General features: G+C 46.2%; 8 protein-coding genes, 4 tRNA genes, 3 rRNA genes and 2 pseudogenes. 12 read left to right on the top strand and 5 right to left on the bottom strand.

Going from position 1 to position 17,019, the window contains the following annotated elements:
* The first annotated feature begins 10 nt into the window (after positions 1–10).
* The 3 genes from hemF (at position 11) to C1S74_RS10620 (ending at position 2,127) form a co-directional block, all read left to right on the top strand.
* A complete protein-coding gene (gene hemF, locus C1S74_RS10630; protein ID WP_045401094.1) occupies positions 11–928 on the top strand; it encodes an oxygen-dependent coproporphyrinogen oxidase in 918 nt (305 codons plus the stop codon).
* 98 nt (positions 929–1,026) lie between these two features.
* Positions 1,027–1,860 carry a shikimate dehydrogenase gene (gene aroE / locus C1S74_RS10625; RefSeq protein ID WP_042602368.1) on the top strand — a complete coding sequence of 278 codons (834 nt, stop codon included), beginning with the start codon at positions 1,027–1,029 and terminating at the stop codon, positions 1,858–1,860.
* Positions 1,861–1,863: 3 nt separating this feature from the next.
* Positions 1,864–2,127 carry a DUF1488 family protein gene (locus tag C1S74_RS10620; protein ID WP_038881695.1) on the top strand — a complete coding sequence of 88 codons (264 nt, stop codon included), beginning with the start codon at positions 1,864–1,866 and terminating at the stop codon, positions 2,125–2,127.
* Between the two features lie 14 nt (positions 2,128–2,141).
* Here the strand turns inward: C1S74_RS10620 and C1S74_RS10615 are convergent.
* Positions 2,142–2,694: pseudogene (locus C1S74_RS10615) on the bottom strand (gamma carbonic anhydrase family protein).
* A 558-nt stretch (positions 2,695–3,252) separates the two neighbouring features.
* Between C1S74_RS10615 and C1S74_RS10610 the strand changes: the two are divergent.
* The 7 genes from C1S74_RS10610 (at position 3,253) to C1S74_RS10580 (ending at position 8,772) form a co-directional block, all read left to right on the top strand.
* Positions 3,253–4,805: ribosomal RNA gene (locus C1S74_RS10610) — 16S ribosomal RNA — on the top strand.
* An 89-nt stretch (positions 4,806–4,894) separates the two neighbouring features.
* Positions 4,895–4,970: transfer RNA gene (locus tag C1S74_RS10605), tRNA-Glu, on the top strand.
* 2 nt (positions 4,971–4,972) lie between these two features.
* Positions 4,973–5,048: transfer RNA gene (locus tag C1S74_RS10600), tRNA-Lys, on the top strand.
* Positions 5,049–5,078: 30 nt separating this feature from the next.
* Positions 5,079–5,154, top strand: a tRNA-Val gene (locus C1S74_RS10595).
* Between the two features lie 347 nt (positions 5,155–5,501).
* Positions 5,502–8,392, top strand: a 23S ribosomal RNA gene (locus C1S74_RS10590).
* Between the two features lie 88 nt (positions 8,393–8,480).
* Positions 8,481–8,597 (top strand): 5S ribosomal RNA (rrf, locus tag C1S74_RS10585).
* The 16S, 23S and 5S rRNA genes sit together here with 4 tRNA genes alongside, the layout of an rRNA operon.
* Positions 8,598–8,681: 84 nt before the next feature.
* Positions 8,682–8,772, top strand: a tRNA-Ser gene (locus C1S74_RS10580).
* A gap of 92 nt (positions 8,773–8,864) precedes the next feature.
* On the opposite strand, the pseudogene C1S74_RS10575 reads toward C1S74_RS10580, so the two are convergent.
* A pseudogene (locus tag C1S74_RS10575) lies at positions 8,865–9,812 on the bottom strand (IS630 family transposase).
* A gap of 274 nt (positions 9,813–10,086) precedes the next feature.
* Positions 10,087–10,977, bottom strand: a complete 891-nt coding sequence (gene ilvY / locus C1S74_RS10570; protein WP_045402797.1) for an HTH-type transcriptional activator IlvY — start codon at positions 10,975–10,977, stop codon at positions 10,087–10,089.
* Between the two features lie 142 nt (positions 10,978–11,119).
* On the opposite strand from ilvY, the gene ilvC reads away from it, so the two are divergent.
* On the top strand, positions 11,120–12,604 hold the full coding sequence (gene ilvC, locus C1S74_RS10565; RefSeq protein ID WP_045402800.1) for a ketol-acid reductoisomerase: 1,485 nt from the start codon (positions 11,120–11,122) through the stop codon (positions 12,602–12,604).
* 335 nt (positions 12,605–12,939) lie between these two features.
* Positions 12,940–13,473: a hypothetical protein gene (locus tag C1S74_RS10560; protein ID WP_045402803.1), complete on the top strand. Its 534-nt coding sequence runs from the start codon at positions 12,940–12,942 to the stop codon at positions 13,471–13,473.
* A 34-nt stretch (positions 13,474–13,507) separates the two neighbouring features.
* On the opposite strand, the gene ubiK is transcribed toward C1S74_RS10560, so the two are convergent.
* Entirely contained in the window at positions 13,508–13,759 is a 252-nt protein-coding gene (ubiK, locus tag C1S74_RS10555; protein ID WP_005427244.1) for a ubiquinone biosynthesis accessory factor UbiK, read from the bottom strand.
* Positions 13,760–13,890: 131 nt separating this feature from the next.
* Positions 13,891–17,013, bottom strand: coding sequence for a multidrug efflux RND transporter permease subunit VmeD (gene vmeD, locus C1S74_RS10545; protein WP_045402805.1), 3,123 nt, complete (start codon positions 17,011–17,013; stop codon positions 13,891–13,893).
* Positions 17,014–17,019: the final 6 nt, after the last annotated feature.

Below are 17,019 nucleotides of genomic sequence, written 5' to 3'. Positions count from 1 at the left end.
TACTACACGTATGTCAGCAATCGATAAGCACGCCGTAAAGCAGTTCTTGATGTCACTTCAGGATTCCATTTGTCAGCAATTAGAGCAAGAAGATGGAAAGGCCGTCTTTGTCGAAGATGCATGGCAACGTGAAAAAGGAGAGCGTCTTGGCGGCGGTGGTCGCACTCGCGTATTGCGTGGTGGTCATATCTTCGAGCAGGGAGGGGTGAACTTCTCTCATGTCGAAGGTAATGAAATGCCAGCATCAGCGACGGCGCATCGTCCAGAGTTAGCGGGTCGTCGCTTTGAAGCGATGGGTGTTTCTTTGGTTATCCACCCTAAAAACCCTTATATACCGACTTCACATGCCAATGTCCGCTTCTTTATTGCAGAGAAAGATGGCGAAGATCCAATTTGGTGGTTTGGTGGTGGTTTTGACCTAACGCCTTTCTACCCATTTGAAGAAGATTGCCAATCATGGCACGACACAGCAAAACAGCTTTGTGCGCCATTTGGTGACGACGTTTACGCAGAGCACAAAGCATGGTGTGACAAATACTTCTTCCTACCACATCGTAATGAAACTCGCGGTGTTGGTGGTCTGTTCTTTGATGACCTAAACCAGTGGGAATTCGACAAGTGTTTTGACTACATCAAAGCGGTTGGCGAAGGATATTGCCAAGCTTATCTGCCGATTGTATCTCGTCGTAAAAGCATTGAGTACGGTGAGCGTGAGCGTGAATTCCAACTATACCGCCGTGGTCGCTACGTTGAATTCAACCTTGTGTATGACCGCGGTACTCTGTTTGGCCTACAAAGTGGCGGGCGTACAGAGTCGATATTGATGTCGATGCCACCTCTTGCTCGTTGGGAATACAGCTACGAGCCACAAGCAGGTTCTCCAGAAGCAGAGCTTTACGAGCGATACCTAAACCCACGTGATTGGTAAGCACTGAATCTCCTTTTCTATATAGATAGATAGTGATAGGGTCATCTGTAATCAGATGGCCCTGTTTTTTCTATATAGTAAGGAATGAAGGTAAGGAAATGACTCAGCAAATTGATCGCTATGCCGTGTTTGGTAACCCTATCGGGCACAGTAAGTCACCGTTCATACACACCTTGTTTGCACGCCAAACCAATCAGCCTTTGGTATATACCGCAGAAAGCGCTCCTATTGATGGTTTTATCGAAGCGGCGAAGGTGTTTTTTGCTGAAGGTGGTAGAGGTTGCAACATCACCATGCCATTTAAAGAAGATGCTTATCAATTTGCTAGTCGCCTCACAGAGCGCGCTCAGCTAGCGGGTGCGGTCAATACACTAAAGAAGCTTGATGATGGAGAAATCATTGGTGATAACACCGATGGTGCGGGTCTAGTACAAGACTTACTTCAGTATCAAGTCATGTTGGAAGGTGCACGAATCCTGATCATCGGTGCTGGTGGTGCTGCTCGTGGTGTGATTAAACCACTCCTTGAGCAAAACCCTATCTCTTTAACTATAACCAACCGTACCTTTAGCAAAGCTCAGGAGCTTGCAGAGTTGTTTGTCTCTCATGGCCCGATCACAGCCAAAGAGATGGGGAGCATTGATGAAGAATATGATGTCATCATCAACTCCACTTCCGCTTCTCTTAGTGGTGAGTTGCCTGCTATTTCTTCTTCTATCTTTGGTAGCAATAGTACTAGCTACGATATGATTTATGGCAAAGGAGTGACGAGCTTTAATTTATGGGCAAAAGAAAACGGTGCTGCCTATGCGTATGACGGTCTTGGAATGTTGGTAGGGCAGGCAGCGGAAAGCTTTATGTTATGGCGAGGTCTACGCCCTGGCTCAAAACAAATTCTTAGAGAGCTAAGAAAGAATCTTGAAGGTCAGTAATCAATGAATCAATCCATTCTGTTCCCTGACATGCAGTCTTGGGATGAAGCATCACAATCGGTAAATTTTGCTGCGCAGCAATCAGGTGCGCTGATTGAGTGTTATGTCACTAAACAAAAGTTAGCAAAACTCAGTGGTTCACTGATTGAAACTGAGCAAGCGGCAATCAAAGTATTTACTGATTACCGCTTTGATCTTGAAGAAATCGCCGAAGAGTTAATAGAAGAGGAAGCCTTCAGTGAAGAAGGCCATATCATCATCGATTAGCGGGCTATTCCTAACTACTCATTGATGTCTTCCACATTCGTTAATGTAGTCGTTTTTGTTCTGCACATAGTTATTGGCAGACTTTTGCAAGAAAGCTCGTTCTTTCTCTGATAGAGGGCGAGCTTGTTTTACCGGACTGCCCACATATAAGTAACCACTTTCTAATACTTTCCCCGGTGGGACTAAACTTCCAGCGCCTATCATTACGTCTGATTCGACAACAACGTTATCTAAAACGATTGCTCCCATACCAACCAATACACGATCGTGGATTTCGCAGCCGTGTAACATTACTTTATGACCAATAGTGACATCATTACCAATGATTAGCGGATAGCCGTTGGGATTCTCAGCATTTTTATGGGTTACATGCAGTACGCTACCATCTTGAATGTTGGTTCGAGCACCAATATGAATATGGTTCACATCACCACGAGCTGCAACTAGTGGCCAGACACTCGAATCGTCGCCAATACGAATATCACCGACTAAAACAGAGGTTGAATCTATGTATACACGCTTACCTAGCTGTGGGCGTATGCCTTTATAACTTCTGATTGAACTCATCTTTACTCCTTATAAAGCGCCAATAACAGTGATATCTGGTGAGAAGAGTAGCAAAAACTCGGCTTTTAGAATAAAAAACATTCAAACGATAAAAAAATCAAAAAAAAGGTGAAAAAGGGCTTGCCAATGTGATCGCAATCTCTATAATGCCACCTCGCTGACACGGCAACGCTTCGAAAGAAACGAAAGCCAAGTTAGCAAGCCAATTAGCCAAGCGGAAACGCTTGAAAGAAAGTTTGAAAAAAGTGATTGACACTAAACTCTAACTCGCTAAAATGGCCGTCCGATTTGAGCAAAGCTCAATAGGAAAGCTCTTTAACAATATAGACCTATCAATCTGTGTGGGCACTCGTTGATGATAATCCAATTAGAAATTTCTCTTAATAAAGAGCGGTTTCAAATTAGGTTTCAATGAACTGAGTGACCAATCAAGTCTTCGGACTTGGCACAGTCAATTCATTATCATTCTGTTGGAATGATAATAGCTTTAAAATTACTTCTTACTTTCGAGTAAGGATGAGTTTTGAAGTCAGTATTCGTTGAGCCGAACAAAATCTTAAATTGAAGAGTTTGATCATGGCTCAGATTGAACGCTGGCGGCAGGCCTAACACATGCAAGTCGAGCGGAAACGACTTAACTGAACCTTCGGGGAACGTTAAGGGCGTCGAGCGGCGGACGGGTGAGTAATGCCTAGGAAATTGCCCTGATGTGGGGGATAACCATTGGAAACGATGGCTAATACCGCATGATGCCTACGGGCCAAAGAGGGGGACCTTCGGGCCTCTCGCGTCAGGATATGCCTAGGTGGGATTAGCTAGTTGGTGAGGTAATGGCTCACCAAGGCGACGATCCCTAGCTGGTCTGAGAGGATGATCAGCCACACTGGAACTGAGACACGGTCCAGACTCCTACGGGAGGCAGCAGTGGGGAATATTGCACAATGGGCGCAAGCCTGATGCAGCCATGCCGCGTGTGTGAAGAAGGCCTTCGGGTTGTAAAGCACTTTCAGTCGTGAGGAAGGTGGTAGTGTTAATAGCACTATCATTTGACGTTAGCGACAGAAGAAGCACCGGCTAACTCCGTGCCAGCAGCCGCGGTAATACGGAGGGTGCGAGCGTTAATCGGAATTACTGGGCGTAAAGCGCATGCAGGTGGTTTGTTAAGTCAGATGTGAAAGCCCGGGGCTCAACCTCGGAATAGCATTTGAAACTGGCAGACTAGAGTACTGTAGAGGGGGGTAGAATTTCAGGTGTAGCGGTGAAATGCGTAGAGATCTGAAGGAATACCGGTGGCGAAGGCGGCCCCCTGGACAGATACTGACACTCAGATGCGAAAGCGTGGGGAGCAAACAGGATTAGATACCCTGGTAGTCCACGCCGTAAACGATGTCTACTTGGAGGTTGTGGCCTTGAGCCGTGGCTTTCGGAGCTAACGCGTTAAGTAGACCGCCTGGGGAGTACGGTCGCAAGATTAAAACTCAAATGAATTGACGGGGGCCCGCACAAGCGGTGGAGCATGTGGTTTAATTCGATGCAACGCGAAGAACCTTACCTACTCTTGACATCCAGAGAACTTTCCAGAGATGGATTGGTGCCTTCGGGAACTCTGAGACAGGTGCTGCATGGCTGTCGTCAGCTCGTGTTGTGAAATGTTGGGTTAAGTCCCGCAACGAGCGCAACCCTTATCCTTGTTTGCCAGCGAGTAATGTCGGGAACTCCAGGGAGACTGCCGGTGATAAACCGGAGGAAGGTGGGGACGACGTCAAGTCATCATGGCCCTTACGAGTAGGGCTACACACGTGCTACAATGGCGCATACAGAGGGCAGCAAGCTAGCGATAGTGAGCGAATCCCAAAAAGTGCGTCGTAGTCCGGATTGGAGTCTGCAACTCGACTCCATGAAGTCGGAATCGCTAGTAATCGTGGATCAGAATGCCACGGTGAATACGTTCCCGGGCCTTGTACACACCGCCCGTCACACCATGGGAGTGGGCTGCAAAAGAAGTAGGTAGTTTAACCTTCGGGAGGACGCTTACCACTTTGTGGTTCATGACTGGGGTGAAGTCGTAACAAGGTAGCGCTAGGGGAACCTGGCGCTGGATCACCTCCTTATACGATGATTACTCACGATGAGTGTCCACACAGATTGATACGGTTTATAAGTAAAAGAGACGAAGATATCCCAATATCTTCAATCCAGTGTCCCGTTCGTCTAGAGGCCTAGGACACCGCCCTTTCACGGCGGTAACAGGGGTTCGACTCCCCTACGGGATACCATTGGGTCGTTAGCTCAGTTGGTAGAGCAGTTGACTTTTAATCAATTGGTCGCAGGTTCGAATCCTGCACGACCCACCATTCTTCTCCACGAAGAATTAAAACTTATGTGGGCGATTAGCTCAGTTGGGAGAGCACCTGCCTTACAAGCAGGGGGTCACTGGTTCGAGCCCGGTATCGCCCACCATTCTCTAAGTATTTTTGGATAGGAATTCCAAACCACTTCAGTAAAACGTATGTGGTTAGAATCTTCGACTCTGAAAGTCTTTAGAAAATGACCTTCTTCGGAAGTGATTTGCTCTTTAACAATTTGGAAAGCTGACAAAACAAACTTTTAAGTTTGTTTGTAAAGTTCTCAATGTTTGTCTTTATGACAAACACCAAAAAACACATTCAAGTGTTCTTGGGAATATCACTTTTACAGTGATTATTCGAAATTGAGTCCGGCAAAATCGATATGTCTCTCGCTCATTCAAATAATGAGAGACAACTTTGGTGATTTGAACATCAACTCGAAACTCCTTCGGGTTGTATGGTTAAGTGACTAAGCGTACACGGTGGATGCCTTGGCAGTCAGAGGCGATGAAGGACGTATTAACTTGCGATAAGCCCAGATTAGGTAGTAAAAACCACTTGAGTCTGGGATTTCCGAATGGGGAAACCCACTAGCATAAGCTAGTATCGCTGCGTGAATACATAGCGCAGCGAGGCGAACCGGGGGAACTGAAACATCTAAGTACCCCGAGGAAAAGAAATCAACCGAGATTCCGAAAGTAGCGGCGAGCGAAATTGGACTAGCCCTTAAGCTTTATATGCGTTAGACGAACGGTCTGGAAAGTCCGGCAATAAAGGGTGATAGCCCCGTAGTTGACAACGCACATTCAGTGAAATCGAGTAGGGCGGGACACGTGATATCCTGTCTGAATATGGGGGGACCATCCTCCAAGGCTAAATACTACTGACTGACCGATAGTGAACCAGTACCGTGAGGGAAAGGCGAAAAGAACCCCTGTGAGGGAAGTGAAATAGAACCTGAAACCGTGTACGTACAAGCAGTAGGAGCACCTTCGTGGTGTGACTGCGTACCTTTTGTATAATGGGTCAGCGACTTATATTCAGTGGCAAGGTTAACCATCTAGGGGAGCCGTAGCGAAAGCGAGTGTTAACTGCGCGACTCAGTCGCTGGATATAGACCCGAAACCAGGTGATCTAGCCATGGGCAGGTTGAAGATTGAGTAACATCAATTGGAGGACCGAACCGACTAATGTTGAAAAATTAGCGGATGACTTGTGGCTAGGGGTGAAAGGCCAATCAAACCTGGAGATAGCTGGTTCTCCCCGAAAGCTATTTAGGTAGCGCCTCGGACGAATACTACTGGGGGTAGAGCACTGTTAAGGCTAGGGGGTCATCCCGACTTACCAACCCTTTGCAAACTCCGAATACCAGTAAGTACTATCCGGGAGACACACGGCGGGTGCTAACGTCCGTCGTGGAGAGGGAAACAACCCAGACCGCCAGCTAAGGTCCCAAATTATTACTAAGTGGGAAACGATGTGGGAAGGCTCAGACAGCCAGGATGTTGGCTTAGAAGCAGCCATCATTTAAAGAAAGCGTAATAGCTCACTGGTCGAGTCGGCCTGCGCGGAAGATGTAACGGGGCTAAGTAATAAACCGAAGCTGCGGCAATGAAGTTTACTTCATTGGGTAGGGGAGCGTTCTGTAAGCCGTTGAAGGTGTGTTGTAAAGCATGCTGGAGGTATCAGAAGTGCGAATGCTGACATGAGTAACGATAAAGGGGGTGAAAAACCTCCTCGCCGGAAGACCAAGGGTTCCTGTCCAACGTTAATCGGGGCAGGGTAAGTCGACCCCTAAGGCGAGGCCGAAAGGCGTAGTCGATGGGAAACGGGTTAATATTCCCGTACTTCTTACAATTGCGATGGGGGGACGGAGAAGGCTAGGTGGGCCTGGCGACGGTTGTCCAGGTTCAAGTGCGTAGGCTGAAGAGTTAGGTAAATCCGGCTCTTTTTAAGGCTGAGACACGACGTCGAGCTACTACGGTAGTGAAGTCATTGATGCCATGCTTCCAGGAAAAGCCTCTAAGCTTCAGATTGTAAGGAATCGTACCCCAAACCGACACAGGTGGTCGGGTAGAGAATACCAAGGCGCTTGAGAGAACTCGGGTGAAGGAACTAGGCAAAATGGTACCGTAACTTCGGGAGAAGGTACGCTCTTGATGGTGAAGTCCCTTGCGGATGGAGCTGACGAGAGTCGCAGATACCAGGTGGCTGCAACTGTTTATTAAAAACACAGCACTGTGCAAAATCGTAAGATGACGTATACGGTGTGACGCCTGCCCGGTGCCGGAAGGTTAATTGATGGGGTTAGACTTCGGTCGAAGCTCTTGATCGAAGCCCCGGTAAACGGCGGCCGTAACTATAACGGTCCTAAGGTAGCGAAATTCCTTGTCGGGTAAGTTCCGACCTGCACGAATGGCGTAATGATGGCCACGCTGTCTCCACCCGAGACTCAGTGAAATTGAAATCGCTGTGAAGATGCAGTGTACCCGCGGCTAGACGGAAAGACCCCGTGAACCTTTACTACAGCTTGGCACTGAACATTGACCCTACATGTGTAGGATAGGTGGGAGGCTTTGAAGCACAGTCGCTAGATTGTGTGGAGCCGTCCTTGAAATACCACCCTTGTAGTGTTGATGTTCTAACGTCGACCCCTAATCGGGGTTGCGGACAGTGCCTGGTGGGTAGTTTGACTGGGGCGGTCTCCTCCCAAAGAGTAACGGAGGAGCACGAAGGTGGGCTAATCACGGTTGGACATCGTGAGGTTAGTGCAATGGCATAAGCCCGCTTGACTGCGAGAATGACAATTCGAGCAGGTGCGAAAGCAGGTCATAGTGATCCGGTGGTTCTGTATGGAAGGGCCATCGCTCAACGGATAAAAGGTACTCCGGGGATAACAGGCTGATACCGCCCAAGAGTTCATATCGACGGCGGTGTTTGGCACCTCGATGTCGGCTCATCACATCCTGGGGCTGAAGTCGGTCCCAAGGGTATGGCTGTTCGCCATTTAAAGTGGTACGCGAGCTGGGTTTAGAACGTCGTGAGACAGTTCGGTCCCTATCTGCCGTGGGCGTTGGAAGATTGAAGGGGGCTGCTCCTAGTACGAGAGGACCGGAGTGGACGAACCTCTGGTGTTCGGGTTGTGTCGCCAGACGCATTGCCCGGTAGCTAAGTTCGGAATCGATAACCGCTGAAAGCATCTAAGCGGGAAGCGAGCCCTGAGATGAGTCTTCCCTGATACTTTAAGTATCCTAAAGGGTTGTTCGAGACTAGAACGTTGATAGGCAGGGTGTGTAAGCGTTGTGAGGCGTTGAGCTAACCTGTACTAATTGCCCGTGAGGCTTAACCATACAACACCCAAGGGGTTTTGATGGACTCAATGCAAGAACGATTGAATGTGTAAGAACTTAGAAACAGCTTTCCGAATTAAAGAATTTGCTTGGCGACCATAGCGATTTGGACCCACCTGACTTCCATTCCGAACTCAGAAGTGAAACGAATTAGCGCCGATGGTAGTGTGGGGTTTCCCCATGTGAGAGTAGGACATCGCCAGGCTTTAAACATCGCTTTTAGGTAAATCTAAAAGCAAAACTAAAACGTAGCATTATTTGAGTAAGACTAAGTTTTAGGACAATTTGTGGAGAGATGGCTGAGTGGTTGAAAGCACCGGTCTTGAAAACCGGCGTACGTTAATAGCGTACCTAGGGTTCAAATCCCTATCTCTCCGCCACTATTAAGAAGCCTCGCTAGAAATAGCGAGGCTTTTTTCATTTCAGCACGAGCTGTGAAATGATAGGGATTTACTAATACCAATCTGGAAAATTAACTGGTCAGATTAATCCATTCTCTTCTGCACATATCTGTCATCCTATCAGTACTTTCCAAGAATCGATCCCATGCGCTGCACACCTTGTCTACAATATCGTTGTAGTTCGTAAAGGTCTGGTTCGCTAAATAGTGTTGTCGTAGCCAACTCCATACTTGTTCTATTGGGTTCAACTCTGGTGAATAGGGTGGGAGCTTGATGATACTCACATTGTTAAATTGCTCGGCAATGTCATCTGTATGCCATCCAGCACCATCCATGATCACGACAGCATCTGTTACTTGAGAGATTTGATTAAGGTGCTGGATCATAATTTCTTTATTTACCCAAGGTACGACGATGGCTTCTCCTATTCCTCTTCTTGGACAGACAGAACCGAATAAGTAAGCATACTCAAATTGCTGTTGCTTCACCGCTCGGGGTCTTGTGCCACGCTATGCCCATAAGCGAGTCGTTGTATTTTGTTGCCCAAATCTCGCTTCATCTTGAAACCAGACGTCGACCGCCTCAAGGCTTATGTGATCGTTTCAGTTTTGAATTTTTTTAAAATCGTCTTGGAGCTGTTGAGATTGAGAAGGGTGTTTGGAGCGTGATGTTATCCAAGAAAAGCCCATACGATTGAGCAAGTAATAGATAGAATCTGGGTGGTAATGCTTGCCAAACTCTTTGATGATGTAGGCGTGAATGTCACTACCAGTTAATCTTCCTCCAGAAGGTTCGGAAGCTCGCCTCTTAATATATTGGCTTAACTGTTCACGTTGTTTTGGGGTAAGAGACGTAGGTCTTCCTGTTCTTGGTTTTTCTTGTAAGCCTTCAAGTCCTTCCTCCAGAAAGGTCTGAACCCATTTATTTACGCTAGTGCGACTTACCTTTAAGTACTTGGCAATCTGTGTTCGAGATTGTCCTTCTTTAAAGTGTGCTAGAGTGAGTAGACGCATCTTCATCTGAATAGACTTTTGCTGGCTAGCGAGCTTTTTAAAGTTGATGTTACTGAAGCTATCCCTAGTATTCTCGAACAAGAAGTTATAAAGCTAATGAGATCATATTCTTACTTAGATTGGTATAAGTGCTCACTTGTTCTAACTGCTTTGCTTACACTGCTTTAGTTATATGAGTTGTGACGTCTGCTCCTAAGTGTTGCTCAATGTTGTGTTTAGTGAGCCATGTAAATAAAAAGTCCATCACTTGCATTACGGGCTCTGGATTCCTACTTAAGTTCTATAAGGAGATGTATTTGCTTTCAGCCACCTCCCAGAATGCTTTCACTAGTGGATTCTCTAACTGGCTTTTGGTACAGCAGACTCCTAGTTCAAATGGTTTGATAGGAAGAACTTTAAGTCGATTTATCTTCTCCCTGACAGGGCTGTTGTTGATTACCACATCCGGTGCGATACCGACACCACAACCTAATGCCACCATGCTAACTATCGCTTCATGGCCAGCTACTTGAGCATAGATGTTTGGTTTTATCTTCATTTGCTTAAACCAAACATTAGCTCTTTCTCTTGCTGTTCCTGCTTCCGGAAGAATAAATGGAATTGAAGGCCAATTTGGACGATCTTTTTGTAGCTCTTCTGCAAAAGTGCTGACACCAACCGGGGCAATGACTGATAAGGGGATTTCGCTTATTGGTTCGAAGGCAACTTTAGCTGGTAATTGGTCTGGCTTTGCAGATATCGCGATATCTGCTTCATCAGCCAATATTTTATCAATGGCTTGAGCTGGATCGCCTGTAGATAGTTTGAATTCAATAAATGGATGTTGAAGGCGAAACTCTGAAATAAGTTCAGGAAGATGGCTGTAGCTTGCTGTTACTGAGCAAAATAGACGAATCTCCCCTTTTAAATCATCTTCAGTGCCTTTGATATAGCTTTGGTACTGCTGCCATTCCCCAAGAATCTTTAAGGCTACGGGTAAGAGCTTCTTCCCATGAGCGGTCAATTCAACACTACGGTTATCGCGTAAGAAAAGCTGTTGGTGTGTCTCTTCTTCCAGTTTTTGAATCTGTCTACTTAATGCTGAAGGGCTGATGTGCATTGCTGCTGCTGTCTTTGCAAAGCTTTTACTATCACAAAGGTGAATGAAAAGTTGCAGGTTTTTGATATTCATTAAAACTTCACTTCTATGTTGCATTTATTGCAATAACTAATTGTGAATATATCACTTTAAGCAACAGAATGTCTGTTTTAGTATGAACTCATTCGGTAACACAAATACCGACCTCTATGGAAGAATGTTAAGGAGCACCCAAATGGCTAACTATTTCAATACCCTAAACTTGCGTGAGCAATTGGACCAACTTGGTCGTTGTCGATTTATGGACCGCGAAGAATTTGCATCAGAAGCAGATTACCTAAAAGGTAAGAAAGTGGTCATCGTAGGTTGTGGTGCTCAAGGCCTTAACCAAGGTTTGAACATGCGTGACTCTGGCCTAGACGTCGCTTACGCGCTTCGCCAAGCTGCGATCGATGAGCAACGCCAGTCGTTCAAAAACGCAAAAGACAACGGTTTTGAAGTAGGCAGATACGAAACGCTAATTCCTCAAGCTGACTTGGTTGTTAACCTTACCCCAGATAAGCAGCATACAAACGTAGTTGAGACGGTAATGCCGCTAATGAAAGAAGGCGCAGCACTAGGTTACTCACATGGCTTCAACGTTGTTGAAGAAGGTATGCAAATCCGTAAAGACCTAACGGTAGTTATGGTTGCACCTAAGTGTCCAGGTACTGAGGTTCGCGAAGAATATAAACGTGGCTTTGGTGTACCAACGCTGATCGCAGTTCACCCAGAGAATGACCCTAAGGGGGAAGGTTGGGATATTGCGAAAGCATGGGCTGCTGGTACTGGTGGTCATCGTGCAGGCTGTCTTGAGTCTTCATTCGTAGCGGAAGTGAAATCTGACCTAATGGGTGAGCAAACTATCCTATGTGGCATGCTACAAGCAGGTTCTATCGTTTCTTACGAGAAGATGGTTGCAGAAGGTATTGACCCAAGCTACGCAGGTAAGTTGCTACAATACGGTTGGGAAACCATTACTGAAGCACTTAAGTTTGGTGGCATCACGCATATGATGGATCGCCTATCAAACCCGGCGAAAATCAAAGCATTTGAGCTTTCTGAAGAGCTAAAAGAGTTGATGCGTCCACTTTACAACAAGCACATGGATGACATCATCACTGGTCACTTCTCTAGCACTATGATGGCTGATTGGGTAAATGACGATGCAAACCTACTGGGCTGGCGTGCAGAAACGGGTGAAACGGCATTTGAAAACTACCCAGCAGGTGACGTTGAAATTTCTGAGCAAGAGTACTTCGATAATGGCATTCTTCTAGTTGCAATGGTTCGAGCAGGTGTTGAGCTAGCATTTGAAGCAATGACTGCGTCAGGCATCATCGATGAGTCTGCATACTACGAATCACTACACGAGCTGCCATTAATCGCAAATACTGTTGCACGTAAACGTCTATACGAAATGAACGTGGTTATCTCAGATACAGCAGAATACGGTAACTACCTATTTGCAAACGTAGCAACGCCACTATTACGTGAGAAATTCATGCCTTCAGTGTCAATTGATGTTATTGGTAAAGGCCTAGGTGAGACTTCTAACCAAGTGGATAACGCAACGCTAATCGCTGTAAATGAAGCAATCCGTAATCACCCAGTAGAATACATTGGTGAAGAGCTACGTGGTTACATGACAGATATGAAAAACATTGCTGTAGGCGGTTAATTATTTGCCTTAAGGTCCCATTTCAGTGTCGAATGTGCTCATTTACTCTATCGTAAACTCCGCGCCTTCTCCTAGAAACGAAACCTTAATACTGCGTAATTCACTAACCTAGGTTAGCAAAGGACTCCAGATAGACTGGGGTCAATAAATACAAAATAAAACACAACATCTAATTAAAAGGCTTGGTCGCCGTTGACCAAGCCTTTTTGTTTGTGTGAAGTAAAGTTAGTGAAAGCTTGGTCAAGACTTTGTAGGTGTCCTACAAGTGGATCTCAAATTGCTCAGTGAGTATGTTTAGATATGGAAGGTAATAAAACAGTAAGGTAACGCTAACAATGAATAAGTATATTGTCGGTGCAGTTATTAGTCTGACATCTGCGTCGACCCTCGCTATGGGGCGTCCACTACCTGAGTTAGATAAGAGTCAATTTGATACACAACAGTGGCAATTTGTAGAAGGCTCTGGTGCTCAAGTTGCGTCTAAGGACATATCTGCTGATGAACACGATTATGGTTACCTAACCGTACGCTTTGATGGTGACTTTATCTTGTACTTTGTTGATCGCGGGCATCGTTGTAATGGTGAAGATGAATCGGGGTCTGATGAACGCCCTTTACCTAATCGAGATATTGCCGTTAATGGCCAGTTTATTGAGATGAAAGGTGTGTGCCAAGACGGTTTCTCCCAATACTCACCAGCAAGTGTTGCAGGTAAGAACTTTCTGAATGGCCACTTTATCGGCAATAGAGAAGTGAAGGTTGGTAGCATCAATATAGTAGAGCAGACGGTGATGGACGATTATACCTATACCGTTTCTGCTATCGGCTTTAAGCAAGCCTCTTTGCAGGCTCTGCAAGCAAAGCAGTAATAATAAAAAACGCTTCCAATGGAAGCGCTTTTTATTATTTATCCGCTAGCTTTTCTTCAAGCTCAGCTAATTTCTTTTCCATTTCTGTCAGCTTTTGACGAGTGCGAAGTAGAACTTGAGTTTGTACGTCGAATTCTTCGCGGCTAACCACGTCTAGCTTGTTTAGCTGACCTTGGATTACTTGGCGAACTTTTTGATCAACATCTGCGCCTAGCTCTTTTACTGGCTGTGGCATTGATTCGTGAATTTGTTTAGCGATTTGCTCTAATTTCTTTGGGTCAAACATAGTGGCTAAAACTCCTTTTGATTTACCCACATTCTATGTAATTGATACGTGAAAGTCGCCATTTAGATGGCAAAAAAGAGAGCGGTAATAAAAAAGGTCACCGAAGTGACCTTTTTCTTAGTGCTTTATGCTTACTTGTTATCAGCTAATTCACGATGAGCCGCTTTTGCTTCATCTACTCGTGCTAGCTTTTCCAAGTCTTTGTCTTCAACAAACACTGGTAGCGGTTTGTGTTTCTCGGCAAGGTAGCTGTAAATCACAGGTAGTACGAATAGCGTAAACAGCGTACCAATCGCTAGACCCGCAACGATTACGATACCGATACTGAAACGCTGAGCCGCACCTGCCCCCGTTGCGTACATTAATGGGATCAGACCTGCAATCATTGCCGCCGTTGTCATTAAGATTGGACGAAGACGAACTTTCGCCGCTTCCATTACCGCATCGATGCGAGACAGCTTGTTGTGCAGCTGCTCTTCTTTCGCTACCTCACAAATCAAGATACCGTGCTTGGTAATCAGACCTACCAGGGTGATCAAACCCACCTGAGAGTAGATGTTCATCGATGCCGTCCCCCACGCCAGAGCAATCAACGCACCACATACTGCTAGCGGTACCGATACCATGATTACGATTGGATCGCGGATAGATTCAAACTGGATCGCCAGTACTAGGAAGATGATCGCCAATGCCAAACCGAACGTTGCGTATAGTGCGCTACCTTCAGTTACGAACTGACGTGCTTCACCCATGTAGTCATGGTTGTAGCCTGATGGCAGTTTGTTTTGTGCCACGTCTTCGAACCAGTTAATTGCATCACCCATTGCAACGCCAGGTGAAGGTACTGCTCCAACAGTTGCTGAGTTTAACTGGTTGAAGTGAGGTAGTGAGCGAGGCTCTGCTACAACATCAATGGTGATCAAGCTGCCAAGTGGTACAGCTTTGCCATCAACTGAACGCACGTAGTAGTTCTTCATCGACTCTGGGTTTAGACGCCACTTACGCTCAACTTGAGGGATAACCTCGTATGAACGACCATTTAGGTCGATACGGTTTACGTAACCGTCCGCCATCATGGTACTTAGCGTTACACCAATGTCTTGCATGGTCACACCGTATGCACCAGCTTTGTCTTTATCGATGCTGATCTTCATCGTTGCTGAATCGTAGTTTAGATCCAGGTCCGAGTAGACGAACATTGGGCTGGTTGATACATCCGTTAGGATATCACTGGCGATAGTGAACAAGCTTTCAAAGCTGTTTGGTGTCGTGATAACGAACTGAATTGGCAGACCTGAACCTGCTCCAGGAAGTTCTGGCATCTGGAATGCCGTCACTGACATGCCTGGTACATGAGAAACCAATTCACCGACACGTTTGGTAATCTCTGCTTGGCTTGCTTCACGCTCACTCCAAGGTTTTAGAGTCGCTAGACCGAACGCTTGGTTTGAGTTAGGTACACCGTTAAACACCTGAGCGTATTCAACTTCTGGCTGATCAGACAGAATCTTGTTTACGTCATTCATGGTGTTTTGGATGTAGTCCAGGTTCGCGTTCGATGGTGCTGTACCCATCAGTACTACAACGCCTTTATCTTCTGAAGGAGCCAATTCACTCGGAATGAACTTAAACAAGATCGGTAGACTCGCGAACACGATGATCGCAAAAGCAATGATAACCGGACGATGTGCCATAACTGCGGTTAGCATCTTCTCGTAGCGGTTGGTCATACCATCCAGAACGTGGTGAACTTTTTGCTCAAACTTACTTGGCTCTTCATTTGCCTTCAGCATTTTCGAACACATCATTGGCGACAGAGTCAGTGCGATGATACCTGACACAAATACTGCACCTGCTAGAGTCAACGCGAACTCTTTAAATAGCGATCCCGTGATACCGCCCATCAGTGCGATTGGCGCGTATACTGCACCTAGTGTTAGTGTCATTGCGATTACCGGTACGGCAATTTCACGTGTACCAATGATCGCTGCACGGAACGGCGATTCCCCTTCTTTGATGTGACGGTCGACGTTCTCAAGAACAACGATCGCGTCATCCACCACCAGACCGATGGCGAGTACCATGGCCAGCAGTGTCATCAAGTTCCAAGAGAAGCCCATCGCTTGCATTACCATCGCAACACCAATCAATGATAGTGGGATAGTAACGATAGGGATGACTACCGCACGGAATGAACCTAGGAATAAAGTGATAACAACAAGTACGATGACTGCCGCTTCAAGAATCGTTTTCACAACTTCGTGAATGGATTCGTTGATTGCGATAGTTGAGTCATACATCACGTTCATTTTGATGTTGCTTGGCAAGTTGCGCTCTAGTTGAGGTAACAACTTCAAGACATCAGCAGAAATGTTGATAGGGTTAGCACTTGGCGCTGCGTTAATCGCAGCAACTACTGCTTCCTGACCGTTTGCACTCGCTCGGTAAGTATCGTGGCTCTTCTCTAGGGTCACTTTTGCAATGTCGCCAAGACGAATTACGTCACCTTCACCGGTTTTAACAACCAAGGCTTCGAGTTCAGCAACGTTGGATACCTGAGTATCCGCACTACCGTTGTAAAGTACGAATTCACCCGTAGCCTGACCGGTTGCCGACTGATAGTTGTTGGCATTTAGCACGGTCATCACGTCGGTCGCAGTCAGCTTAAGTGCGCCCATTTTCGCTGGATCTAGCCATACGCGTAGTGCGTATTTCATACCACCATATAGGTCAACTTTGGACACACCGTTTACCGTGAATAGCTGCGGGTTGACTACACGCTCAAGGTAGTCAGTGATCTGGCTTGAAGACAGCTCATCACTGGTGAAACCAATATACAGTACTGCCGTTGTCGAACCTGTCGACATGGTTACCGTTGGGTCTTCCGCTTCTTTTGGAAGCTGCGAACGAACCGAGTTGGTTTTCGCCAGAATGTCAGACAGCGCTGCATTTGGGTCAGTGTTCAACTTCATGTTCACAGTGATGGTAGAGGTACCAAGCACAGAGGATGAAGTCATATAATCGATATTATCGGCCTGCGCGACGGCTTGTTCCAAAGGTTGAGTAATAAAACCTTGGATTAAGTCGGCACTTGCACCGTAATAACTGGTGGTTACCGTAACCACCGTATTTGTCATTTCAGGGTATTCACGAACTTGCATCTTGAATACGGCTTGTAAACCAAGCAACGCAATCAAAAAGCTGATCGATACCGCTAAAACTGGACGTTTAATAAAAACATCGGTAAAGCGCATGATGCC

The organism is Vibrio hyugaensis, assembly GCF_002906655.1.
In the GTDB taxonomy this organism is placed as follows: domain Bacteria; phylum Pseudomonadota; class Gammaproteobacteria; order Enterobacterales; family Vibrionaceae; genus Vibrio; species Vibrio hyugaensis.
The sequence above is the reverse complement of the archived record's forward strand: the minus strand, read 5'-3'. Positions and strand labels throughout refer to the sequence as shown.

What these genes read in the sequence shown, in the direction of transcription:
- hemF (WP_045401094.1), top strand. Translation starts at nt 11, where the DNA reads ATGTCAGCAATCGATAAGCACGCCGTAAAGCAGTTCTTGATGTCACTT.
- aroE (WP_042602368.1), top strand. Translation starts at nt 1,027, where the DNA reads ATGACTCAGCAAATTGATCGCTATGCCGTGTTTGGTAACCCTATCGGG.
- C1S74_RS10620 (WP_038881695.1), top strand. Translation starts at nt 1,864, where the DNA reads ATGAATCAATCCATTCTGTTCCCTGACATGCAGTCTTGGGATGAAGCA.
- ilvY (WP_045402797.1), bottom strand. Translation starts at nt 10,977, where the DNA reads ATGAATATCAAAAACCTGCAACTTTTCATTCACCTTTGTGATAGTAAA.
- ilvC (WP_045402800.1), top strand. Translation starts at nt 11,120, where the DNA reads ATGGCTAACTATTTCAATACCCTAAACTTGCGTGAGCAATTGGACCAA.
- C1S74_RS10560 (WP_045402803.1), top strand. Translation starts at nt 12,940, where the DNA reads ATGAATAAGTATATTGTCGGTGCAGTTATTAGTCTGACATCTGCGTCG.
- ubiK (WP_005427244.1), bottom strand. Translation starts at nt 13,759, where the DNA reads ATGTTTGACCCAAAGAAATTAGAGCAAATCGCTAAACAAATTCACGAA.
- vmeD (WP_045402805.1), bottom strand. Translation starts at nt 17,013, where the DNA reads ATGCGCTTTACCGATGTTTTTATTAAACGTCCAGTTTTAGCGGTATCG.